Consider the following 24,845-nt stretch of genomic DNA (forward strand, 5'->3'; position numbering starts at 1 on the left):
CATGCTAGCACGCTGTTTACTCAATTAATGGTATCTTATGACTCCTAAATCAAGTTTGTTAATCCGTCGCGCTCGCATTCTTTTGCCCAATGGTGAGTTTTTGGTAGGAGATGTGCAAATCTGCGATCGCCAAATTGTCAAGGTTGCTGCGGAAATTGCCGAATCTGGCGATCGAGAAATAGATGCCAAAGGCTTAACTCTGTTACCCGGAGTAATTGATCCCCAGGTACACTTCCGGGAACCGGGTTTAGAACACAAGGAAGACTTATTTACCGCTAGCTGTGCTTGCGCTAAAGGCGGCGTGACATCGTTTCTGGAAATGCCGAATACGCGACCTCTGACCACAACCCAAGCTGCCTTAGATGATAAACTAAGTCGCGCTGCCGAGAAGTGTTTGGTGAATTACGGCTTTTTTATTGGTGCAACGCCCGAGAATTTGCCGGATTTGTTGAATGCGAATCCGACTCCGGGAATTAAGGTGTTTATGGGTTCGATGCACGGTCAGCTTTTGGTGGATGGAGAAGCAACTTTAGAGGCGATTTTTGCCAAGGGCGATCGACTAATTGCGGTACACGCAGAAGACCAAGCTAGAATCAATCAGAGGCGTCAGGAATTTGCCGGGATTTCCGATGTGGCTGTGCACTCGCAAATTCAAGACAATCAAGCAGCTTTATTGGCAACTCAACTAGCAGTAAAACTTTCTAATAAATATCAGCGCCGACTGCACATTCTGCACCTTTCAACGGGGGATGAAGCTGAGTTTTTGCGCCAGGAAAAACCGAGTTGGGTGACAGCAGAAGTGACGCCGCAGCATTTGTTGTTAAATACCAGCGCCTATCAAAAAATTGGCAGTTTAGCTCAGATGAATCCGCCTTTGCGCGAACCCCGCGATAACGAAATACTTTGGCAAGCTTTACTCGACGGCGTAATTGATTTTATCGCCACCGACCATGCGCCGCACACATTAGCAGAAAAAGCTCAAGAATATCCAAATACGCCATCGGGAATGCCCGGAGTCGAAACTTCTTTGCCTTTGATGCTGACGCAAGCAGTAGAGGGAAGATGTACAGTTGCTCAAGTTGCTAATTGGATGTCGGCTGCAGTTGCTAAGGCTTATAAGATTCCCAACAAAGGGGCGATTGCTCCGGGTTTTGACGCCGATTTAGTCTTAGTTGATTTGGAGAAGTACCGCCCGGTGGTCGGAGCAGAGATGGCGAGCAAGTGCGGCTGGAGTTCCTTTGAAGGTTGGAGTTTGACTGGGTGGCCAGTTGTGACTGTTGTTGGAGGAAAAGTTGTTTTTGAAAATGGTAAATTGGATACAAATGTGAGGGGAGAAGCCTTGACATTTGACGCTGAGTAAGCATGAACTTAACTCAAGTGTTATAATTGGGTATTCCTGCATCGCAAAGGCGATTTTACCCATGCTTCTTCAAGAACTAGAAACACAACTCCTGGCCTTAACTCCGACTGAGAAAGCTGAAGCCATCCGGCTTTTAACCCAAAGTTTAAACAATAGTTGGCCAGGAATTACCAAAACTCCTGACGTGTGTGGCGGCGATGCTTGCATTGCCAAAACTCGCATCCCAGTTTGGCTGCTTGAAAGTTTTCGCCGTGAAGGTTCAAGCGATTCTGAACTTCTACAATTTTATCCCCATCTAAGCGCTGCCGATCTAGTCAATGTTTGGACTTATGCTGATGCACATCTGGAGGAAATCGAAGAAGCAATCTCCAAGAATGAGGAAGCCTGAGTCATGCTGAATTTGTATGCAGACGAACAATTTCCTTTGCCAGTTGTGCAATTGCTGCGCGCTTTTGGTCACAATATCTTGACTGTTCAGGAAGCAGGAAAAGCAGGACTTGGGATTCCAGATCCAGAGGTGCTAGCATTTGCTATAAGCAAAGATCGAGCTGTTTTGACATTAAATCGGTTTGATTTCATCGGACTGCATAAGCGACAGCCCGACCACACTGGTATTATTGTTTGTACGAAAGATCGGAACGTAGAAATGTTGGCAACACGCATCAATGATGCTATTGCTGGTGAAGAAAGTTTGAGAGGCAAATTGATTCGTGTCAACCGTCCGCAGTAAGTACGCGCGATCGAAGCTATCTTCCCGCAGAGGTTCCCGAAGGGTAGGGAATCGCCCTTTCTCACTTTTCCTATTGCCAATCCAATAACTCGCCCTTACCAATCACTTCAGCTTGCCGCCCGTTATCGAGATAACTTAAAGAAATTTGCAAATAATTTTCGGGCTTGTACTGCAATCTTTCCGCCCATTCGATCGCCACAATTCCCAAATCCATTTCTAACCCGTCCCAATAACTTTCTAAGTGCAAAGCCTCCGCTTCTTCGGGTTCCAGTCGATACAAATCTAGATGATACAGCGGAACTCGCCCTGTAAAATACTCGTTAATTAGCGTGAAAGTAGGACTTTCGATCGAGTCTGAGATTCCTAAACCTTCAGCGATGCCTTGAACCAAGGTAGTTTTGCCCGCACCTAAATCTCCTTGTAATAAGATTACAGTGCCGGCAGGGAGCGATCGACCTAACGCAACACCAAACTTGCGCGTAGCCTCAGAATCGGGAAGCAAAGTTTTCATTTCAATAATTAGGTCATGAGTCCTTAGTCATTTGTTATTTGTTACTCGCTTGCGACTGCTAATAACCAATAACCAATAACATTAGTCAACAGTCAACAGTCAACTGTCAACATTCACCAGCTTAAATGTTCTGGGCGCGGCCGTACCAACGCAGCAACATTCCCGCCAACCTTTGAGAATTGTGGCGAATTAAACCCGTATTTTGATCTTCATCCATGACATTGGCGATGACAACTCGCCGCCCCAATTGCGTTACGGCTTCTCGATCGAGTACAACCGGATAAGAATCCTCCTGAGAATAGCGGATCAAAGCCTTTGCAGAAGGGACTTTTCCTTGAACGACTACAGCATCGAACAGCGGCCGACCGCAAGCGCGGTCGATCGCCCGAATGTGGTCTGCAACACTGTATCCGTCAGTTTCCCCCGGCTGAGTCATAATATTGCAAACATAAATGCGCGGAACTTCGCTGTTGGCGATCGCATCAGCAATTTCCGGCACCAACAAATTCGGAATGACACTCGTATAAAGACTCCCCGGCCCAATAATGATAAAATCCGCTTCCCGAAGTGCTTGGGCCACCTTGGGCAACGCCGGAGGATTAGCAGGAGTGCAACCAATTTTGATGATTTTTCCGTTAGCTTTTGTAATACTGGACTCCCCCTCAATCCTCCGGCCGTCTGCCAGTTCTGCCCACAAAGAAACGTCGCTCAGAGTAGCTGGCAGCACCTCTCCCCTAACTGCTAAAACTTTAGAACTCGCGGCGATCGCCTGTTCCAAATCTCCAGCAATGTCGCTCATCGCCGTCAAAAACAAATTCCCAAAACTGTGACCCACCAAACCATCACCGGCCTGAAAGCGATATTGAAATAACTCAGTCAATAACTTTTCCTCATCTGCCAAAGCCGCCAAACAATTGCGAATGTCTCCGGGCGGCAATACCCCAATTTCCCGCCGCAGCCTCCCGGAAGACCCCCCATCATCGGCCACCGTGACAATAGCAGTGATTTTGGCACTGTAATCCTTCAATCCCCTAAGCAAGTTAGAAAGACCCGTACCGCCCCCTATTGCCACAATTTTCGGGCCGCGGTGCAAGCGGCGGTGGTTGAGGAGTCGATCGACCAATTCCTCATTCCCTTCGGGCATCAGCACTTGAGTAATAGAGTTCAAACTGCGAGTTTGACCCCACAGAATTAACAAAATCCCGCCAGCAATGATGATCGGCCCCGACACGTAATTGGGAATAACTTCCGCAATCCACGCCAAAAAATTTCTCAACAATTGCAATAAGAAGAAAATAGGAGTCATCCCAGTCCAAATCGCTAAACCCAAAGTGGCAAGCACTACACCGCTGGCACTAATCAGCAGCCACCGTTTCACTAACAGTCCGGGGGCTAACCACTTAAACCACTGGTGAACTCGCCCGTTCCGCAAAGAAGGGGGGTAAGGATTTCTGGATTGGGCAAAAAAAACCTGCTTGGCTTTAGCCAAGACGCGGAGGGCTTTAGGAAGTGAACTAATTGACATGGTTAATTAGTCTTAAGGGTATTGGAACAGCTCGAGCTGACAAATTTACAATACAAGAGAGTTTTGATTCTGGCAGTCAATTGAAGTAATTAGTTATTAGTCATGAGTCATGAGTCATTAGGTAGACTGATGACTGAGGACTGACAACTTATTGATAACATCTTATGGTTGAGCCACTAATCGAACTCAAGGGGGTAAGTAAGTCCTTCGGCCAGAACCCGATCCTCGATCAAGTCGATCTGAGGATTTATCGGGGAGAGGCCCTGGCAATTATTGGCCCTTCCGGGACGGGTAAATCTACGATTCTGCGGATAATTGCGGGTTTGTTGGCCCCGGATGCCGGTGAGGTTTTTGTTCAGGGACAGCGCAGGGTCGGATGGGTGGACGACGTGGCAGATCCGATCGGAATTGGGATGGTGTTTCAGCAAGCGGCTTTGTTTGATTCGCTGACGGTGGAGGAGAATGTCGGTTTTTTACTTTACCAGCATTCTAAGCTGCCGCGCCGCCGCATTCGGGAATTGGTGGAGGAAAAGTTGGAGATGGTGGGTTTGCCGCGAATTGGCGAACGCTATCCGGCGCAGTTGTCTGGGGGAATGAGGAAGCGGGTAAGTTTTGCCCGCGCTATCATGGCGAATCCTGATAATGACAGGGATAATCCAGAGGTTTTGCTGTACGACGAACCGACGGCGGGTTTAGATCCGATCGCTTCGACGGTAATTGAAGATTTAATCAGGGACTTGCAGGCGGCCCAAGGTGTTTGCAGCACTTATGCGATCGTCACTCACCAAGACAGTACCATCCGCCGCACTGCCGATCGCATCGTGTTTCTCTATCGAGGCAAAGTGCAGTGGGAGGGAACTGTCAATGACATTACATCGACAGATAATTTGTTAATTAAACAATTTTTTACCGGCAGCGTTACTGGGCCAATTCAAGCGATTGGATAGCCATTAGTCAGCAGTCATTAGTCAGCAGTCATTAGTCAGCAGTCATTAGTCATTAAGGTCGAGGGTAATATGGCAACAAAAAGTTTTCAGGAATTGCGAGTTTATAAATTATCAGAACGACTAGCAGATGAAAATTGGCAAACTGTTAAGACTTGGGAGCCATTTGCCAAAGATACGATCGGCAAACAAATTGTCCGTTCAGCCGATAGCGTCGGTGCTAACATAGCAGAAGGAGTGGGACGAGGCAGTTATCAAGACAACAGACGCTTTGTCAAGATAGCTAGAGGTTCTTTATATGAAACTCAACACTGGTTGAGACGAGCTTACACTCGAAACCTTTTAACCGTTCAACAAGTAAATACATTCACAGCAATTATTAATGACTTAGCCCCTCAATTAAACTCATACCTACAATCTATCGGGTCATCCCCTAAAAATGATGCTCAATGACTAATGACTAATAACCCATAACTAATGACTAATGACTAATAACCCATAATTAATGACTAATGACCAATGACTAATGACTAATGACCAATGACCAATGACTAAGGAGATAATATGCAATCGCGAACTGTAAGAGAAGGTTCTGTCGGGTTATTAATTTTAGTAGGAATCGGTTTATTTGGTGGCTTAGTGCTCTGGCTGCGGGGCGTGCAGCTAGGGAACCGTAGCTACAAATTCGCCGTAGAATTTGCCAGCGCCCAAGGAATGCAAATAGGCACGCCCATCAGGTATCGTGGGGTTGCAGTCGGTAAAATTACCGCCCTCCAACCGGGTTCCAACGGCGTAGACGTGACGCTGGAGATTGCCCCCGGTACTTTAGTGATTCCCCGGGATGTGGTGATCGAAGCGAATAAATCCGGTTTAATTGGCGAATCGTCGATCGACATTACCCCCAAGTCGATTTTGCCAGAATCGTTACTTACCGCCAATCCCCTTAGTGCTGACTGTCCCTCGGAGATAATCTGCCAAAATGCGCGCTTAAAAGGTCAAGCAGGAGTCACTATTGACGAACTTATTCGCTCCACAGTCCGCCTAGCTAATTTCTACACCGACCCCGCGCTGTTCAACAATATTAAATCCCTCGCAGAAAATACAGCCAACACAGCTAAAGGTGCTGCTAAACTCACTCAAGATTTATCGAACTTAACTCAAACTGCCCAAGCCGAAATAAAAAACTTGAATCAAGCTGTCAGAGGAGACATTGGGAGCTTAAATCAATCTGTAAAAACCGAAATAGCAGGTTTAAATCAATCATTAAAGGGAGAAGCCAGCACCTTAAATCAATCCTTAAAGGGAGAAGCCAGCAGTTTAAATCAATCATTAAAGGGAGAAGCCCGCACCTTAAATCAATCGCTCAAGACGGAAATATCAGCAGTCGGCGCTGATGTTTCTAAAGTAGCAGCTACGGTGGACACTTCCACAAAAGCCGTATCTGCCGCTGCGATAAATTCTGCTAATTCAGTAACTCAAGCCGCCAATCAAGTTACATTAACAGCCAACCAACTCAATTCTTTAGTAGCAACCAACCGCGCCAGTTTAGTCTCAACTCTGAATAACATCAATCAAAGCAGTCAGGAACTGCGGGTAGCTGTCAGCAGTTTGAGTCCGACACTTAATCGCATCAACCAAGGACAATTGCTGAACAATTTAGAAGTTTTATCAGCGAATGCTGCCCAAGCTTCTGGTAGTTTGCGAGATTTATCCAGCCAAGTAAACAATCCCGCTAATTTGCTATTATTGCAGCAAACTCTAGATTCTGCACGAGCTACATTTCAGAACGTGCAGAAAATTACTTCCGACGTGGATGATTTGACGGGAGATCCGGCTTTCCGCAACAACATTCGCAGGTTGTTTAACGGATTGGGAGGCTTATTGGGTTCGACAGAACAACTGCGACAGCAAGTTAAAGTCACTCAAACATTAGCTCCCCTTTCTGAAAAAGTAAATGTGAGTACACCTGCTAGAAATCAATCAGTAGAGCCTGGATTTCCCAGCTTGCACAAACCGAAAAAATTGCCTGTTATACCTTCTCAAACTGCCAGGTCAGCAGAACCAGTGGCTCCAGAAAATACCCCTTAAAACGGGGTATTATTGAATAACCGCCATTGCAAGATTCGCGACTTCCTCTAGTTAGTAAGGTGGGCAATACGCACTCCGATTACAGCTAGTTAATAAGGTGCGCCTTTCGCACCCGGCATTAAAGTTATTGTCCAAATCCTATTAAACAAAAACTCTTTCTATCGAAACAAGGAAAACCAATGACGCAAACATTGTCGAAACCGGACGCAACCAAAAGTCAGTATACTGTAACTTGGGAAAAATTGCCAGATGACTTTAAATTACCAGATGATCCTGTGGAAAACATCGACCAACCACTTTTAGCCGCCGCCCTGCGAGAAGCCTTGGATCTCGCAGGATTTATCCTAGCTTCAATGCTAATAGCTTCCAATTTTGGACTGTGTGTCAAAGTTAACGACAAAACAGTAGTAAAAGCACCAGATTGGGTGTACGTTCCCTCGGTATTGCCAACAGAACCAGGAGAAGTTCGCCGTAGTTATACGCCTAATGCTGAGGGAGAAGTACCTGCTGTAGTGATGGAATTTTTATCGGATACTGACGGCAGTGAATATTCAAATAAACCGACATATCCTTACGGGAAATGGCGGTTTTATGAGCGAATTTTGCAAGTACCGATTTATGTAATTTTTGAACCCAAATCGGGAGTGTTGGAAGTGTACAGACTCTCGACATCGGGAGAATACGAACTGCAAGAACCGGATGCTAATCAGCGATTCTGGATAGAATCAATGGGTTTATTTCTGGGGGTTTGGGAAGGTGAAAAATCTCAGAGAATTGGTTATTGGTTGCGCTGGTGGGATGAGAATGGCAATTTGCTGCTGTGGGGTGCCGAACGGGTGGAAGAGGAACGCCAGCGCGCCGAAGAGGAACGCCACAGGGCCGAAGAGGAACGCCACAGGGCCGAAGAGGAACGCCACAGGGCCGATCGACTAATGGCATACTTGAGAAGTCAGGGCGTCAATCCTGATGGCATTTGAAGGTGTGAGAGGTCGATCGACCTTTCGGCCCTTAATCCAATCCCATTTTGATTGCCCAATCGAGTCAGCAAGGACGTTTGAGATTTAAAATAACCACAATTAAGGAGCGATGGGGATGACGGCAACAACATTAACGGGACTTGAACAAAATTCAAGCCCAAACATAGCCCAAACCTGCTATGTGTATGGCAAATACGTCACCATTATCTTGGAGCCAACCGACAAATCTATAAGATATAGCCGTTCTAAAAGCTAACAAAGCATCAGTAAAAGTCTTTAAAGGTTTGTTTGCCCAACGCCGTCTCAATCCTCCTGTCAACTGTTGCCAAACAATAAAAGTGTAAGCGCAAAAAACTAATATCAAATGTCGGTGAAGGCTTTTTATGCTTCTCACTTGATATTCTTTTAGCCCTAACCAGCCTTTTGCCTCACGGTAAAACACTTCCACCCAATTACGTTGAGAATAAGTTGTAATTATCCATGTCCCTGTTGCTTGAGTCACCGCAGCGTTAGTAATTAAATAGTCAACCTCTGTCGCTTCAGATAAACTAGCAGCATTCATTACGATAGCTATTGTTCTAGTTCCTGAAAAGGCTGACATTTCTACTTCTACCGTTGCCACCCACACTGTTCTTGGGACTTCTAAATCTAATTGAATCGCTGTAAATGCTTGTGCCTGAAGTCTTTTCGCTAGTTCGTCTAGTCTAGTCTCTACTTTTATTTCATTACTTTTTAATTGATAAATTACTTTGCGGTTTTTCGCTAAGCCTGCTACATATTTTAACTTCTTTGATTCTAATTGCTTCAAAAATGTACTATTGTTCCCATACCCGGCATCTACTAATACTACTCCTGGTCGTAAGCCTAATTCCAGGCTTTTCTCTACCAATTTTAATGCTAGCTCTGGTTTTTTTATGAATGATGGGTCGGCTTTACCTCCAGCTAGTGAACTCGCGTGTTGATATAATTCAACGTCTAATGGTAGGCTTTTTACTCCATCATATAAATGGGTCGTCACTACCACTACCCCGTTGTCTGTTTTCCCAACTTCTCCTATATATTGTCGACCGACTCCAGCAGTTTCCTTACCACTTTTTCGATGTCCCGAATCATCTATTATTAAAGTAAAACCCCTTTTAAGCTTTGTTTGATTGCATTCCTGCATCACTTCTTTGCGTCGTTCGTTGAGCCGCTCGGCATCCCAGGTCGCTTCCGTCAAGAAATGGTGCAATCGGTGGTAAACCACACCTACGGCGTTATTAGACATCTGAGTGATGTTTTTTCGCTCGCTTGGACCCAATAATCCTCCCAAATAGTGTCTAAACCCTTTTTTTTGGGCTTGATGCCTGAAGACCTCATCGAACCGATGACACCATTTCTCAAAGCATGGGGGCATGGCGTCGGGCGTGGTTTCTTTCATGGGTGTGACGGGAACGTTAAATGCTTACCCTACTTACATTATAGCTTACTTATCTCTGATTTATTGTTTAAGTCCCGTTAAAAGAAAAATTAGATCGGCCGTTGCTATTTCCAGGATTAACGTGGGAACAATTCAAAACCTTAGAACCGATGCTGGATATTCCAGGGGTTCGGCTGTCTTTTTTAGATGGGATACTGGAGATTCAGAAAATGCCTGGAAGAAAACCCGAAACAGCCAAGGGACGTATCGGTGCGTTGGTAGAAACTTACATGATGGCGGCAGGAATCGATTTCACCCCTACGGAGTCTCGGACATTAGAAAATGAATCGCGACTGGTGAAGTGTGAAGCAGACAAGTCTTATGAATTGGGTACTGACAGGGAACGTCCAGATTTAGCGATCGAAGTAGTCGTCACTAGCGGCGGAATTGATAAGCTAGAGGCTTACAAACGGCTGCAAATCCCTGAAGTCGGGTTTTGGGAAAATAGCCGACCGTCTCTCTATGCTCTCAGAGAGAAAGGATACGAAGAGATTGCGAGTTCCCAATTGCTCCCAGAACTCGATATTGGTTTACTCGTCAGGTGTGTTAATATGCCGAGTCATGTTGAGGCAATTAAGGAATTCAAAAGGGCGATAAATCTCAATACTACCAACAGGAATATAGCTATCAATTAATTACTAAAAGTCGCCGTGAAGTGCTGCAACGGCGTTTAGAAATAGATGGAAAAGTCATCGGTTTTTATCTGAAAGATAATGGAGAAAAATTACTGCTTCCTGATGAATTACCCTCAGCACTAGAAGCGGAAAGCCAGTGTGCTGCTGAACTCGATTCTTTGCTAGCGCGTTACCGAGATCGGTTTGGTCAATTGCCTGAGAGTAACGGCTAAAAAGTCAGGGTGCGATCGCGCTTCACCAATCTCGCTCGCCCGCGTGTTATTGTTACCTAAATGTCCTTGACAAATCTCTGGTGTTGTGTCCACGGCTAGAAGTGGTCTCAAATTTTGTAATTGCTCAACTAGGGGAAAAAAGGGAGCCATCAGTAGAGAGAGCTTGTTGAATAGATTGATAAGCAGTTAAACCCTGACGCTTGCCAGTATTAACAACTGAACGAACGGCAGCAAACAAATCTCGCCCCCATTCCGAACGGAAGCCATTGGTCACACGGCGAAATATCACGCTCATCCGAATCGCCTGTTCACTACTATTATTCGTGGGTGGAATTGTCGCATCTTCCAGAAATAGAAATAAATTGTCAATCAGCCCACCGTAACGTTTTCGTAACCGTATACCATCGGGATGCTGTGGTGCTAAATCCAAAATTTTGGTTAATCTTTCCTGTAAATTTATTCGATATCTCAAGAGTCTAGTATCATCCATATTCTCCCGTTGCCGATGGATGATCAAAGCCCTTAATAATAACCTCTTCATCGCTGGGGCAAAAATTCTGTCCCCTGCATCAATCGCATATTGGCAATCCCGCAGTTGATGAGCCAAACACACTTGCCATTGTGGTGCGGGGTGATTTTTTTGAGCGCTAAATAAGTCTGACACCCAGATATCAGGACGATGTTCTCCTAGAACTTCGTTAATTACCCCAGTTCCTCGACTCGGACGGATGACGTGTAAACAAACATCTTGGTTCTGAAACACCCACTCCCACTGATTCTGTCCATTAACTCTCGCGCTGGTTTCATCTGAACAAATTAATTTTGCCCGCCGCAACCGATGAAGTATTTGAGTTACTTGGTCATCTAAACTCGTTTTGACTTTCTCTAATAGGTTGGCGATTGCTCCAACTGAAATCTTGAGTCCAAAGACAGATGCAAATATGGACGATAGCCGTTCGTAGCTGATGGCATGAGTGTAACGCAGATATGTAACTAAGCTTTGAATAGAACTGCCAAACGGTGAACCTGGTTCCATTCCCAATGGTACAGGTGCAACATACTCAGCCTGACAGCAGGCACACTGACCACCATAACGTTCGATTCGGGTGATGATCGGGCGAATTGGGGGTAGTTCGATTTTTTCGTAGACCGATTGCAATTTTTGGGTGGCGGCGGTGACTTTCTCTCCACACTGGGGGCAATTTTTGACTTGGGCGATGATTGTTTGGTCGGGATGAGGATGTAGTTCTCTTCCCCCTCCGACTCTTCCTAGGCTTCTTTGTCTTTTTATTCCTTGAATTTTCGACGGCTTAATGTTCGGCTTGAATCCTTTGGATGGTTGAGTGCTGGAATTTTTGCTAGTTTTAGTGGGAGATGAGCCTGGTTTTGGTTCGTATGTGGCTAATGCTGCGCTAAGTTTTTGGATTTCTTGCCATAGCTCTACTATCAAGGCTTCTTTTGCCTCGTTCGATAGTTGCTTTAAGTCGGGGAGTTTTTCCATTCCTTTATCTAATGTCTATCTCGTCTTCTTGTCAAGGGGGTTGAGCAATTACAAAATTTTTAATGGCCAAGGGCGATCGTTTTGCGATCGAACTTGGGCAATCTAGAGATAGGCGCTTCTTGAGTGCCTGGAAAACAGCGAGGCCAAGAGTTAGCAATGGAAAGCACACAGAAAAAATCTAGCCCTCGTCCAGTTAATAAGGGCGATCGAATTAAGCAGATTTTTGCGTTAGTATCAATGGTTGGCTTTGGTGGTTCTGCGATTTTTGGTATGGTGAGTCTGTTCGGCAGCGGTTTGAGCAGCCAGCACCAGCAAAAATCTGCTCCGGTAGCCGTTTCTCAGGAATCTTTGCTGGCGGCGCAGGAACGGGGATATGAGACGGTTTTGCAGCGGGAACCGCAGAATCAGACGGCTCTGGAGGGGTTGGCAAATGTGCGGTTGCAGATGAATAATGGGAAAGGGGCGATCGAGCCTTTGGAGAAGTTGGTGAAGCTAAATCCCGCGCGATCGGATTATAAGGCGCTATTGGCGCAGGCGAAGGGGAAGTAGTAGGCGATCGGTAAGCCAATAAACAAGTTGAAAACAGGCTCTCTAAAATAATGGAAAATAACGTTTTAGATTATGAACTCAACCGTCTGATTCCTCCTGAAATTAAAAACGATGATTTTTACAGAGCCATCCAAAATATTGCCAAAGAAGAAGATATTCAAACAGTTTTAGAAATAGGCTCCTCTTCAGGGCAAGGTAGCACAGAAGCATTTGTAACCGGGCTGCGGGCAAATCCCAATCAGCCAACATTATTCTGCCTAGAAATTTCAAAGCCTCGGTTTGCAGAACTCCAAAATACTTACAAGGACGATCCTTTTGTAAAGTGCTACAACGTCTCGTCTGTTTCACTAGAACAGTTTGCTGATGAAGAGCAAGTCATTAAATTTTACAAAAGCAATCAGACAAATCTGAACTACTATCCACTTGAACAGGTTATAAACTGGCTGCATCAGGATATTGAATATATAAAGCAATCAGGGGTATCAGGGAGGGGTATCGCTCAAATTAAAGAACAAAACAATATAGATTTTTTTGACGTTGTACTAATAGATGGATCTGAATTTACTGGAAGTTCAGAACTAGACGAGGTTTGTGGAGCAAAATATATTATTTTAGATGATATTAATACATTTAAAAATTATCACAATCTCCAGCGGATGTATCAGAATTCCGATTATACTGTGATAACCGAAAACAATAGTGTACGCAATGGGTTTGCGATTTTCAAGAAAAGGGCAGTTCAACCAGTCAGTTATACAACTATTCAGTCTGCTGTTGAAGCCATTCAAGGTTTCATGGTTCCAGGGCAAGAAGAGTACCTTTTCAATAAAGTAAAGTCCCTCCCCAATGATGCTGTAATCGTTGAAATAGGATCGTACAAAGGACGCTCCACCGTTGCCATGTCCTATGCCTGTATAGGCACTAATCGAAAAATTTATTGCATAGATACATGGGACGGAAATGATACGGACTTTTCGGACAGAAAGTTTTTTGATATATGGCAAGAAAATATAGAAAAAAATGGATTATCTCAATATGTAGTACCATTGCGGGGTTATTCGCATCAAATATTAAGCCAGTGGGAAGGATTAACAGGAGACAAAGCAATTGATTTTATTTTTATTGATGGTTCTCATCAGTTTTTAGACGTTTTGAAAGACTATGAGCAGTCATTCCCCCTTGTCAAAGATGGCGGATGGATAGCGTTTCACGACGTTGTACCTACTTGGCCGGGTTCTGAACGTGTATGGCACAATATTGCTAAACATCGCTTGCTCAATCATGAGTATTCGTCAACTCTCGCCTGCGGTCAAAAAAATTCTACTGCTTTCTCCTCTACTTCATCACCCGAATTACCGATTCACTTCTTTACTATTGTCCTCAATGGTGAACCATTCATCGAGTATCACATAGAAGTATTCAAACAACTCCCCTATAAATGGCATTGGCATATAGTCGAGGGTGTAGCGGACTTGAAGCATGATACAGCGTGGTCTTTGCGAAATGGCGGACGTATTACCGAGGAAATCCACTCCAAGGGACGCAGCAATGACGGCACAGCAGAATACCTAGAGGAACTGGCACAGCTATATCCAGAAAATGTCACTGTTTATCGTAAACCGGAGGGTATTTTCTGGGAAGGCAAACGTGAAATGGTTAATGCACCGTTGGAAAATATTAATCAGGAATGTTTGCTATGGCAAGTAGATGTTGATGAATTGTGGACTGTCGAGCAAATCTGCACAGCGCGACAGATGTTCATCTATCATCCTGAAAAAACAGCGGCTTTCTATTGGTGCTGGTATTTTGTAGGAGAGAAGTTGGTGATTAGCAGTCGCAACTGTTACGCTCAGAATCCTGCACAAGAATGGTTGCGAACGTGGAGGTTTAAGCCTGGTCATGTCTGGGTACGCCATGAACCCCCCATTTTAGCTGAACCTTTACCAGATGGTGAGTTGAGAAATGTGGCAGAGTTCAACGCTTTTCGACACGAAGAAACAGAAAACCTGGGATTAGTTTTCCAGCACTTTGCTTATGTGATACCAGAACAATTGAGGTTTAAAGAAAAATATTATGGCTATACCAATGCTCTCTCGCAATGGACAGCTTTGCAGCAGCAGACTAAATTTCCAGCTCTATTACGCCAGTATTTAGGCTGGGTGCAGGATGGAACAACCGTTGATACTGCCGAGTCCTGCGGTGTAGTCCCGATCGCACAGAAAGAACTTAAAGGCGCGGGTTGGCATTTTCTAGCATCAGATGATTTACCAAATAAAACTTTAATAACCCCCACGGAAGATCCTAAAATTATCATTGATGGCGTGTTTTTCCAACTCTACAGCACAGGAATTGCTCGGGTCTGGAAATCTTTGCTAGAAGAATGGGCCAAAAACGGTTTTGCCAAGCATCTCGTAGTTCTTGACAGGGCTGGAACTGCACCAAAAATTTCTGGAATCTGGTATCGCAATGTACCACGTTATGACTACGAAAGCACGGATGCTGACCGCGAAATGTTGCAGCAAGTCTGCGATGAGGAAGGTGCTAATTTATTTATCTCCACTTACTATACAACGCCACTATCAACCCCTTCTGTGTTCATGGCTTATGACATGATTCCTGAAGTTTTAGGAGCGAATTTTAATGATCCTATGTGGCAAGAAAAGCACTATGCGATTCGCCACGCATCTGCATACATTTCAATTTCAGAAAATACAGCCCGTGACCTGATAAAGTTCTTTCCCGATATTTCTTCCGAGTTGGTAACAGTTGCTCACTGTGGACTTTCAACTATTTTTTCACCAGCGCGCCAAGAAGATATTAATGGTTTTAAAACCAAGTATGGGATATCCAAACCCTACTTTATTTCTGTCGGAGGTGGCTCGGACTATAAAAATATTAAATTATTCTTTCAAGCTTTTGGTCAACTTGCCAGCAAACAAGGTTTTGAAATTGTGTGTACAGGGAGTGGAGTGTTATTAGAATCAGAATTGAGAGCTTATACTTCTGGTTGTGTAGTTCACAAGCTGCAACTCAATGATGAGGAGTTGAGATTAGCTTATGCTGGTGCTGTTGCATTGGTTTATCCATCAAAATATGAAGGATTTGGCTTGCCTATACTGGAGGCGATAGCCTGCGGTTGTCCTGTCATTACTTGTCCTAATTCTTCTCTTCCAGAAGTTGCAGGCGAGGCGGCATTATATGTGAATGATCGGGATGTTGAGGGTTTAGCCGATGCACTTTGCGAGGTACAAAAACCGAAGGTTCGCAACTCATTAATCGCGGCTGGGTTGGAACAAGCCAAAAAGTTCTCTTGGTCAAAAATGGCGACAAGGGTTAGTTCAGCCCTAATTGACGCAACTCTAGTGCGTTTAAACTTGAAAGAGATTAATCTAATTATTTTTCCAGATTGGACGCAGCCAGAAGAGTCTCTTGGTTTAGAATTGGAACGAGTAGTGAGGGCGATCGCAACTCACCCAGACAAAAGTAAGATCACTCTCATGATATACTACAGCAACATTAATGACGAAGATGCTTATTTAGCTTTGTCTAGTGTGGCGATGAATCTGCTGATGGAAGAAGATCTAGATGTCTCCGAAGGGTCGGAAATTTCCATGATAAGACAATTAAGTGAAATTCAGTGGGAAGCTCTGATGCCACGTCTTTATGGAAGAATGGTTTTGGAAAATGAAAATAGAGAGGCGATCGCATATCAGAAAGCCACAACTCTTCCTTCATTAGAACTTGATAGCTTCAGCAACAAGAAAGTTGTTCAATTAGAAACCGGAGCATGGCATATGCAATAGTATAATTTTGTCTATTAGAAAGAAGACACGGACACCGGCAACTGACCCATCTAACTTAAGGATTACATTTCTATGGACTTTCAAAGATTTATCGAACAGCTTCCCAATTTTTACGAGAATTGGAATTTCCCCTCCGTGCAGCCGAAGTCTCAGAGATTTGCGAAGGTACTTGAACAAGTGGAGGGAATGACGACAGCAAATATTATGCAGTTGCTTAATTTTGCCATAGACTGCATGGAACCTGGGGAAGTATATTGTGAGATTGGCTGCTTGCGGGGAGCTAGTTTAATTGGTACCCTCCTGGATCATCCAGACTGTATGGCTTATGCCGTAGATAATTTTTCCGATTTTGACGATTCCGGTGAAAACTTTGCAAAACTGACCACTAATCTATCTAAATTTAATTTGCAGGATCAAGTATTTTTTTGCAATCAAGATTTTGAGGAATTTTTTGACGAACTCCAACAGATAGGACTGGATGAAAAAATTGGTGTTTATTTTTATGATGCGACTTATGACTACCGTTCTCAGCTATTAGCTTTGCTATTAGTAAAACCTTTTCTGGCTGACCGAGCTATAATTATTTTAAGTAACACTAACTCAAGTGAAGTTCAGCAAGCTGTATTGGATTTTACAGCCGTCAATCCTAACAGTAAATTTTTGCTTAACTTGCCGACAAAAAAGTTTTTAGAGGAAAGTTTTTGGAATGGTATATCTATTTTAAGTTGGGACGTAGAGAATATTAAAAATAATACTTACATAAAAGAGAATCGCCACAGTCAATTCGTCTTAGAATCTCCTAAAAAAACTCAATCAAAGCAGCAAAAAGAATTATTTACCGCCCTTTTAACAAAAGCAGTAGTATTAACTCATGAGCATCGATATGCGGAAGCAGAGCAAAAGTATCAAACATTATTGCTTTATGAAATCAATAATGTGGCTGCTTGGATGAATTTGGGAATTATTTACTATTTAACTGAAAGATATAAAGAAGCAATTGATGCACTTTCAAAAGCATTAGAAATTGAGCCATCAAAGGCTGCTATCCATTATAATTTTGGCTTAGTTTTAGAAAAAATATCGAGTTTCGCTCAAGCTCTTGAGGCGTATCGGCAGGTAATTTATCTCGATCCCCAATATACTGACGCTTACAACAATCTCGGCAACATTTTACTTCAAATAGGACATATCCAAGAAGCAGAGGATGTTTATCGCCAAGCGATTAAAGAAAACCCTCAGGATTTTGGCTGTTACCAAAATTTGGGTAATATTCTGATGCTTAATAGTAAGTGGGATGCAGCAATAGAGGCTTTTCTACAAGCTTTAACTCTCAAACCTCGAGATCCCGATATTCTGAACAATATAGGATTAGCCTACGAAGCTAAAGGAGAAAAATCCTCGTCACTAAGTTATTTTGGTTATGCTTACTATCGCCAAAAAGAATATAAAAAAGCTGTTGAGTTTTTCAAAGAACTGTTAGATATAGATCAATGTGTAGAGAGTAATGATTATATTGCATTGGCAACTTGTTTAAATAAATTGAATCAAGAAGAAGAAAGTTTCAGCATTTTGCAAGAGGGCATAAACCGTTATCCAGACGAAACAGCACTTTACAGCCTCATGATTGAGTTTTTGAATGAGAGTGGTCGTATTCAAGAAGCAATTGCTAGCGCCACCGAAGCATCCCTGACTCATCCAGATGATTTGTTTCTTTATATCCTCAACCAATTATTATTGCCATCATTTTATGAAAGTTATGAACAAATAGAATTTTACCGCCATAAATTTATCCAAGGACTACAAAATGTAATCAACGAAACTAAATTAGACACTCCCGAAGCTAGAAAAAAAGCCTTGTCCGCTACGAGTCTTATACCGGCAACTTTTTATCTGTCTTATCAAGGCTATAACGACTTAGAATTGCAAGAACAGCATGGGAAGTTTATTCATAAAGTCGTAGCTGCTAGTTATCCTGCATGGGTAGTGCCTATGCCCCTCCCCCCGCTGAAAAACAATAGTAAAATCCGGATTGGTTATGTTTCGGATGCAATGGGTAATTCCAGTGCAACTAAGTGGATATTAGGTTGGCTAGAGGGGTGCGACAGGGACAAGTTTGAAATTTTTTGCTATAACACAGGTTCGTATTTAGGTATAAGCCCCACGACTAAAAAGATTCAACTGTTAAGTGATTTTTACTATTACATACCAGACAACTTAGAAGCAGTTTCTCAGCAAATTTTTAAAGACCAGTTGCATATCCTAGTATTTTTAGCCATTGGGATGTGGGCGCCTACAACTCAATTGGCATCCCTGCGTTTGGCTCCAATTCAATGTACTGCTTGGGGACATCCAGTTACCTCGGGACTGCCAACCATCGATTACTTCTTGTCTGGTGACTTGCTCGAACCAGAAAATGCCCAAGAACACTATACTGAACAATTAGTTCGGCTGCCAAATCTGGGAATTTCCTATCCCAAGCCGTTGATTCCCAAACTAACTAAAACTCGTTCAGATTTTCAGCTTCGCGAGCGAGCTGTTATCTATCTATCTTGTCAATTGAGTTTTAAATATTTACCGCAATACGATTATATCTTTGTCGAAATAGTTCGCCGAGTTCCCCAAGCTCAGCTTGTATTTGTCTTTAGATCGAAGTTTTTTAATGATGCCTCTAAAATTCTAGAAACAAAATTTCGCCAGCGGTTACACAATGCTTTTGCAGCAGTTAATTTGAATAGCGAGGATTATTGTGTATTTTTGCCCGCTCAAGACAGGGAGAGTTACACCAGTCTCATGTTAAATTCAGATGTTTTTCTGGATACCTTAAGTTTTTCGGGGGGTCACACCACTTTTGATGCAGTTGCCTGCAATTTACCTATTGTGACCTGTGCGGGTGAACTGATGCGAGGTCGTCAGTCCTGTGGAATCTTGAAAATGTTAGGGGTGACAGATACCATTGCCCAAAATGAAGCAGAGTATATTGAGATTGCCGTGAAATTGGGATTAGACCTCAAATGGCGGCAGGATATCTCGCAGTCGATGAGCGAGGGTCATGCTTATCTTTATGAAGACAAAACCTGTGTCCAAGGACTTGAGCAATTCTACCAACAAGTTGTGCAAGAAAGATTAAAGCAACAAGAAACAGAACCGTGGATCTTGCCAAAAGCTCTATTTCAAAATAGCTTAGCTAAGACTGTACTCCATGTTGGGTGCGGGCCTTATCGTCCAGATAGTTTACCTGAAACCTTCCCTACGGATGAATGGCAAGAAGTGCGACTGGATATTGACCCTGCTGTGAGGCCGGATATCATCGGCTCAATCACAGATATGAGTGGTGTACCCAGCGAGTCAGTTGATGCCGTTTATTCATCCCACAATGTGGAACACGTTTATTATCATCAAGTGCCGCTTGTTTTAGCAGAATTCCACCGCGTCTTAAAGCCAGGCGGCTTCGCCATGATTCTTGTTCCAGATATCCAGATAGTAGCAGAGGCTGTAGCTGAGGGCAACTTAGAAGATTCTCCCCTGTATATTTCTCCTGCTGGCCCGATCGCAGCCATTGATATGTTCTATGGTTTTAGGAAAAGGATCGCTCAGGGCAATTACTACATGGCTCACCATACAGCATTCACAGTCCACAGCCTTGAGGACAAAATGCAGCAAGCAGGTTTCCGCGATTTAGAAGTACGCCGAGAAAAATGGGAGATTGTGGCAATAGGGTACAAATAGCAGGTGTTGAAAATCGAGCAGCGATTCTGTTGTCAAGGTTTACCTACAACCTACCTTTGCCACATTTCTCAATCATTGCATTCCTTGATTAAGCAAAGCTTTAATTCCATCTATATTTTGTTTAGCTTCTGTACAGTTTTCATCAAAATCAAGCGCTAGTTCAAATGCGGATATAGCTGCTTGCCAGGACTTCATCTGAATGTAGGCAGCACCTAAACCACAGGTGGGATAAGTGGTCATAAAACTTAGCTCGAAAGGCTCTCCTGCGTAGTAACTCGCCTCTTTACCAAGTTGCAAGCAATTCTCAAAATAAGCAATAGCTCCGAGAGGAAATCCTAAAGCAATTAAAGTCATTCCAGCTATGTAAGTTATGGGCGGATAGTTGGCACACCACTCAAGACCCCGCTGACAAAGTAAGCGTGCCGTTTCATAATCTTGATTCTGCAATGACTGCCCCGCCAATGTAAAAATCAGGGAGGGAATAAAAGCAAAATCGTCCGGCGGGTTGCCTTCCATCAAGTGTGGAAAAAGTCGCTCAAAAGCTTCTGCGTAGCATTCTTGAGCTTTTTCAGTTTGCTGAGTAGCCCCATAAACACCAGCCAGACTATAAAGAAGTCTTAAGCTAAGACCTTCCTCCTGTTGGATGCGCTCCAAAATAGCAATGTCACGCTCTATCAGTTCTTGCTGGATTTTTTCCGGATCCGTTTTGGGATGGTGCAAAATTCTCAAACTTTCTAGCTGAACCAAAAAGTTGTGCCGATCGCAGTAATTCTTTAAGTCTATATATTCGTGCAGGCGACTTACATATCTAAGTTCTGGAAGATTGCGAAATAGCCTAGGTGTTTTTAATGGGGTTGCCCCCTCTACAGCATTGGCTTCGCTTCGCATCAGTAAATATGCTATGACTTCGGTTTGTGAAGTTAATTCCTCCTTCAACGAATCAGTATTAACAACTAATTCTTCATCAGCATCCAACACTAAAATCCAGTCGCCCGATGCTAAGGAAAGAGAAAAATTTCTAGCTGCTGAAAAATCATCACACCATTTGAAGTAATCGACTTTTGCTCCATATAGAAGGGCAATCTCCGGCGTACCATCCTGAGAACCAGTATCTACTACTATTATTTCATCAACGTAAGGTTTAGCGCTCTCTAAGCATCTCGATAAATTCTCTTTTTCATCTTTAACAATCATGCAAAGGGACAAGCGAGGGCTAATGACCTCATCTAAACAATCATTCACCTAACTATCCTCCACAGCTAAAGTTATGTCATACATTGCTATCAGCAGTTTTATGAATGATGGTTCTTCACATAAATTTGCCACATCTGTTCGTAAGCTTTTTCCATCTCTTGTGTAAACTGTTTAGCATTCCACAGGGGAGAAGTTTGCCTAGATTGTCGCAATTTCCAAGCAATTTGTTGCCTCAGAGCCGGAGATTTTCCTAAGCGTATACCCCATTCCACATATTCCTCATCCGTCCAAGCAATCCCCTCCGTCACACCTACATTCATCATCATAGTGTAACTGTTACGAGCAGCAAACTGTTCGCCTACCCGTGTAACTAGAGGAATGCCCATCCACAAAGTTTCGAGGGTTGTGGTAGCTCCATTATAAGGATAGGTATCTAGTACCACATCTGCAATACCCAAATTAGCTCGGTGAACTCCCTCTAATGCCACTTCTGGTAGAAACCGCAAGCGATCGCACTCGACACCTTGTTCTTGGGCCAACTCGGTAAAGAAGCATTTAATCGATTCTTCGCTAGCCGTACCTTTAATTAAAAAATAACTATTCGGGACTTCCTTCAGAATCTTCATCTGTAATCGCGCTGTATCTTTATGCCGTTTGTACCCCGTCTGACAACTAAGATAAATCACCGCGTCATCCGGAATATCCAACTGATCGCGACGCAAAGTTGGTACATCCACTTCAAAACCATCTACAGCTATATAAGTTTGGGGCAAGCGCCAAATTTTTTCTGTGTAATAATTCTGCGCTGACTCGGGTAAAACATATGGATCGGCAATATAGTAGTCAATTGCAGGCACTCCTGAAGCATCCCATCCGAGCCAAGTGACTTGAACTGGTGCAGGTTTTAGGGCCATCACTTCACAAGTAACATCGAGGGTAATGCTGTCGATATCAACTAAGATATCAATCTCATTTTGATAAATTTGCTCAGCTATTTCCCGCCCATCAATGCCAAGTTTGTATGAAGTTTCACATTGAGAAATATACCACTCTTGTAAATTGTCGCTGTGCTTTTTAGCATTAATATAATAACCATAAATTTTAAATCGATCGCGATTGTGATGGTGAAATAACCATCGCGCTAACCATCCCACAGAATGTCTTTTGAGGCAATGCGATATGTAGCCAATCTTCAACGGTTTGTCAGACTCATTAATATTTTTCCTAAGAGCTGGTCTGTGTCGGTATCGCTCTGATTGTTCCTTAGCATAAATTTGAACATTCGCTTGGCACAGTTTAGATATTTGATTTTGAAGGTTTCTATTATTTTGAGGATTGTCTTCAAAATATGGTAAAAAGAAGGGACTAAGAAATAAGTTTTGAACTGTGACTGGATTCAGCAATCTCGGCTGTTCTGCTATCAGTGACTTCAGCAGTAAATCGTGCCTTTCCATCACCGAACCAACCTCTTCCCAATATCCACCTGCACTCATCAACCCTCGCAGCAGCTTGTGATTAGCAAAAACTTTATCTGGCAATTCATTGGCTAACGAATAGCACAATTTTGCCATTTTTATTCCCTCCTCATATTGCCGAGCATTTTGGTAAAATCCTGCCAAATGCAGCAATAGCCCTAGATTTTCCGGAGCTAAACTCACGGCTAACTCAACAAAGCTTACCGCTATTGTTGGTACTCGCGCCGAGTAAGCAATTTCTATAGAGGCTCGCAGTACGATTTCAATGAAAACTTCAGGGTGCCGCACATGGGCTAGACTGGCTGACGCTAGTTCTAGGGAAGACGGATGCAAAGGAGCGCATTCTAAAACACTATGCAAAACTTGCATTAATAACTCGGAGTCTAACTCTATCGGAGGCTGTAAATTGAGCATTTCGATTACGCCCAGAGAAGTCAGCTCCTCTCCTGTGTAGTTCTCAAGCAAGATAGAGAGCCCTATCAAATGCAATAGGTTGTTAATATCTACAGGATTAATCTCTCGCAGATGTTGCCGGATCGCCCATGTCACTAAATGGTTGCCAAGGTTTTGCTGCTGCTCTGCTTCTGTTTGCAGCACTTGTATTAGTTCCGCAGTCCACAGCTCACATTGTTCCGGATCTGCATCTGCCATGCCTAGCAGCCAGGTTGTCTGAGCTTCTGCCTCTTGCCCCTGCAACAGCAGCAACAAGCCCAAATGCCAGTAGTAGGATTTTGTATCCGGTTCGGCTTCAATGGCTTGCTCGTAAAGGTTTGCAGCCTGGCTGTAATCTCCCTGGCGCTTGCACTGCTCAATTTGTTGGTGCCAGTCTGCTGGCTCAGTAGATAAGTATGTAACAGTCATAAGATAAAAGTTACTAAGACAATTGATCAAATAAATTTGACTAATTACAAAAAGCGAGTAGTATAAAAAACACTACCCGCTTCCGTACAGATTTTAGGTTTGGCTGGCAAAAACCATTTTTGTTCCGATACCTGTGTTACTTCGATACTTCAGTTTGCTGGCCACCACACGTTACGTTATTATTGGCTATTGTACCTGGAGCACCACTGACTCCTGCGCTTGTTGTTTCACACAATATTGCCACCGTGGTTGCGTCTGTTTGACCAGTTGGTATGACTAAAGCTACATTTCCCGTATAGCCTTTGAGTGCAGCACCTACAGGTCGTGCTATGTTAGCAACTATACTGGAGGCAGGCGTGTTCGTGATGGTATATGTATAGTTAGAGGTTTGAGTTTTGATGCCAATCCCCAGACCCTCAACCGCAGCTACAAATGCACCATCCTCAGCGTATTTGGCTTGCTGCGCGCGGTTCATTGAACCTGCATACTGCTTGGCTTCTGACTGCTTGGCTTTGTTGGCTTGGTTGAGGAAAGAGGGCAAAGCAATAGCAGACAAAATACCGATAATGATAATAACGACCAGCAGTTCAATCAGGGTAAAACCCTTATCCTGTCTTTTCTTGTTGAGGTGTTGCAGGAATCTGGCTTTAAATTCAGTCTTCATGATTAGTTTCTCCTAAAGGCGTGCGATGCTTGATTTCTAACTCCTACAGATAACTTACCCAGTTTCTTTCGTTTTCATATCATCCCGGCATTTTTATTTAAATTGCCTCCATCCTATAACTCTAAAAGCTTATGGGCAAAGGGTTCCAGCTTTGTTAACAGTTCCTTGACTTCATCCCAAGCCATCTTCTGGCTCGCCGACTTTAAGGTGAGGGGATGCAGTAATCTAAGCTTGAGCCAGCTTGCAGTAGTGAGTTTGCATCTTTCCTCTCCACAAGCAATTGTACAGAACCAGGTGCAGTTCCACACTGTCGCTGCTTCTTTTAAGTTTGATCGCCCCTCTTCTCCCTCCCAAAACCAAATTATATACCCAAAGACCAATCCGATGAACACCAACATCAGCCCCATCCTCAAAGTATTCACCTTTTCCGCCGCCCTTTCCCTAGCCATCAAGTACGCAGGGCCTAGCTTATCCATACCCTCTACCGACCTCAACGCCCTAATTGCCGTCTTTACCCCCAGTATCACCTTAGCTGTTATCCTCGGCTGGCGATCGCGCCAACAGCCAAGATAGGGGATGGAGGGCGATCGCCCGCCCCCAAAGACGAGTTAAATTAAGCTAGGGGCGATCG

General features: G+C 43.7%; 20 protein-coding genes. 13 read left to right on the top strand and 7 right to left on the bottom strand.

Annotation, left to right across the window (positions count from 1 at the left end):
* The first annotated feature begins 37 nt into the window (after positions 1 to 37).
* From D0A37_RS02340 to D0A37_RS02350, 3 genes are all read left to right on the top strand, one after another.
* Positions 38 to 1,360: a dihydroorotase gene (locus tag D0A37_RS02340; protein WP_242720589.1), complete on the top strand. Its 1,323-nt coding sequence runs from the start codon at positions 38 to 40 to the stop codon at positions 1,358 to 1,360.
* 61 nt (positions 1,361 to 1,421) lie between these two features.
* The gene (locus D0A37_RS02345; RefSeq protein WP_242720591.1) at positions 1,422 to 1,748 is read left to right on the top strand and encodes a DUF433 domain-containing protein; all 327 of its coding nucleotides are present in this window, start codon (positions 1,422 to 1,424) and stop codon (positions 1,746 to 1,748) included.
* A gap of 3 nt (positions 1,749 to 1,751) precedes the next feature.
* Positions 1,752 to 2,090 (top strand): DUF5615 family PIN-like protein, encoded by a 339-nt coding sequence (locus D0A37_RS02350; protein ID WP_242720593.1) that lies wholly within the window; start codon positions 1,752 to 1,754, stop codon positions 2,088 to 2,090.
* 70 nt (positions 2,091 to 2,160) lie between these two features.
* On the opposite strand, the gene tsaE is transcribed toward D0A37_RS02350, so the two are convergent.
* Together tsaE and D0A37_RS02360 are read right to left on the bottom strand one after the other, a co-directional pair.
* Complete coding sequence (gene tsaE / locus D0A37_RS02355) at positions 2,161 to 2,601, bottom strand: tRNA (adenosine(37)-N6)-threonylcarbamoyltransferase complex ATPase subunit type 1 TsaE (RefSeq protein WP_242720595.1); 441 nt, start codon at positions 2,599 to 2,601, stop codon at positions 2,161 to 2,163.
* Between the two features lie 121 nt (positions 2,602 to 2,722).
* Positions 2,723 to 4,126 (bottom strand): gluconeogenesis factor YvcK family protein, encoded by a 1,404-nt coding sequence (locus D0A37_RS02360; RefSeq protein WP_242720597.1) that lies wholly within the window; start codon positions 4,124 to 4,126, stop codon positions 2,723 to 2,725.
* 164 nt (positions 4,127 to 4,290) lie between these two features.
* Here D0A37_RS02360 and D0A37_RS02365 point away from each other — a divergent pair, with 164 nt between their 5' ends.
* The 4 genes from D0A37_RS02365 (at position 4,291) to D0A37_RS02380 (ending at position 8,135) form a co-directional block, all read left to right on the top strand.
* The gene (locus tag D0A37_RS02365) at positions 4,291 to 5,073 is read left to right on the top strand and encodes an ABC transporter ATP-binding protein (protein ID WP_242720599.1); all 783 of its coding nucleotides are present in this window, start codon (positions 4,291 to 4,293) and stop codon (positions 5,071 to 5,073) included.
* A 69-nt stretch (positions 5,074 to 5,142) separates the two neighbouring features.
* Entirely contained in the window at positions 5,143 to 5,523 is a 381-nt protein-coding gene (locus tag D0A37_RS02370) for a four helix bundle protein (protein ID WP_242720601.1), read from the top strand.
* Positions 5,524 to 5,634: 111 nt separating this feature from the next.
* Positions 5,635 to 7,158, top strand: a complete 1,524-nt coding sequence (locus tag D0A37_RS02375; RefSeq protein ID WP_242720603.1) for an MlaD family protein — start codon at positions 5,635 to 5,637, stop codon at positions 7,156 to 7,158.
* A gap of 179 nt (positions 7,159 to 7,337) precedes the next feature.
* The gene (locus D0A37_RS02380) at positions 7,338 to 8,135 is read left to right on the top strand and encodes a Uma2 family endonuclease (RefSeq protein ID WP_242720605.1); all 798 of its coding nucleotides are present in this window, start codon (positions 7,338 to 7,340) and stop codon (positions 8,133 to 8,135) included.
* A 151-nt stretch (positions 8,136 to 8,286) separates the two neighbouring features.
* On the opposite strand, the gene D0A37_RS02385 is transcribed toward D0A37_RS02380, so the two are convergent.
* The gene (locus D0A37_RS02385; RefSeq protein ID WP_242716299.1) at positions 8,287 to 9,555 is read right to left on the bottom strand and encodes an IS701 family transposase; all 1,269 of its coding nucleotides are present in this window, start codon (positions 9,553 to 9,555) and stop codon (positions 8,287 to 8,289) included.
* 101 nt (positions 9,556 to 9,656) lie between these two features.
* Here D0A37_RS02385 and D0A37_RS02390 point away from each other — a divergent pair, with 101 nt between their 5' ends.
* Positions 9,657 to 10,229, top strand: a complete 573-nt coding sequence (locus D0A37_RS02390) for a Uma2 family endonuclease (protein ID WP_242720607.1) — start codon at positions 9,657 to 9,659, stop codon at positions 10,227 to 10,229.
* A 20-nt stretch (positions 10,230 to 10,249) separates the two neighbouring features.
* Complete coding sequence (locus tag D0A37_RS02395; RefSeq protein ID WP_242720609.1) at positions 10,250 to 10,441, top strand: hypothetical protein; 192 nt, start codon at positions 10,250 to 10,252, stop codon at positions 10,439 to 10,441.
* A gap of 124 nt (positions 10,442 to 10,565) precedes the next feature.
* Here the strand turns inward: D0A37_RS02395 and tnpC are convergent, their stop codons facing one another.
* Entirely contained in the window at positions 10,566 to 11,942 is a 1,377-nt protein-coding gene (gene tnpC, locus D0A37_RS02400) for an IS66 family transposase (RefSeq protein ID WP_242718737.1), read from the bottom strand.
* Between the two features lie 156 nt (positions 11,943 to 12,098).
* Between tnpC and D0A37_RS02405 the strand changes: the two genes are divergently transcribed.
* From D0A37_RS02405 to D0A37_RS02415, 3 genes are all read left to right on the top strand, one after another.
* A complete protein-coding gene (locus D0A37_RS02405; protein WP_242720611.1) occupies positions 12,099 to 12,491 on the top strand; it encodes a tetratricopeptide repeat protein in 393 nt (130 codons plus the stop codon).
* 50 nt (positions 12,492 to 12,541) lie between these two features.
* Complete coding sequence (locus D0A37_RS02410) at positions 12,542 to 16,294, top strand: class I SAM-dependent methyltransferase (RefSeq protein ID WP_242720613.1); 3,753 nt, start codon at positions 12,542 to 12,544, stop codon at positions 16,292 to 16,294.
* 72 nt (positions 16,295 to 16,366) lie between these two features.
* Positions 16,367 to 20,020 carry a tetratricopeptide repeat protein gene (locus D0A37_RS02415; protein ID WP_242720615.1) on the top strand — a complete coding sequence of 1,218 codons (3,654 nt, stop codon included), beginning with the start codon at positions 16,367 to 16,369 and terminating at the stop codon, positions 20,018 to 20,020.
* Between the two features lie 72 nt (positions 20,021 to 20,092).
* Here D0A37_RS02415 and D0A37_RS02420 read toward each other — a convergent pair whose 3' ends face one another.
* The 3 genes from D0A37_RS02420 to D0A37_RS02430 form a co-directional block, all read right to left on the bottom strand.
* Positions 20,093 to 21,262 carry a glycosyltransferase family 2 protein gene (locus tag D0A37_RS02420; RefSeq protein WP_242720616.1) on the bottom strand — a complete coding sequence of 390 codons (1,170 nt, stop codon included), beginning with the start codon at positions 21,260 to 21,262 and terminating at the stop codon, positions 20,093 to 20,095.
* A gap of 50 nt (positions 21,263 to 21,312) precedes the next feature.
* Positions 21,313 to 23,550, bottom strand: coding sequence for an O-linked N-acetylglucosamine transferase, SPINDLY family protein (locus D0A37_RS02425; protein WP_242720618.1), 2,238 nt, complete (start codon positions 23,548 to 23,550; stop codon positions 21,313 to 21,315).
* A 136-nt stretch (positions 23,551 to 23,686) separates the two neighbouring features.
* Entirely contained in the window at positions 23,687 to 24,214 is a 528-nt protein-coding gene (locus tag D0A37_RS02430; RefSeq protein WP_242720620.1) for a type IV pilin-like G/H family protein, read from the bottom strand.
* Between the two features lie 384 nt (positions 24,215 to 24,598).
* Here D0A37_RS02430 and D0A37_RS02435 point away from each other — a divergent pair, with 384 nt between their 5' ends.
* Positions 24,599 to 24,787 carry a hypothetical protein gene (locus D0A37_RS02435; RefSeq protein ID WP_242720622.1) on the top strand — a complete coding sequence of 63 codons (189 nt, stop codon included), beginning with the start codon at positions 24,599 to 24,601 and terminating at the stop codon, positions 24,785 to 24,787.
* The last annotated feature ends 58 nt before the right edge of the window (positions 24,788 to 24,845 follow it).

Source organism: Microcoleus vaginatus HSN003, assembly GCF_022701255.1.
GTDB classification, from domain to species: Bacteria; Cyanobacteriota; Cyanobacteriia; order Cyanobacteriales; family Microcoleaceae; genus Microcoleus; species Microcoleus vaginatus_B.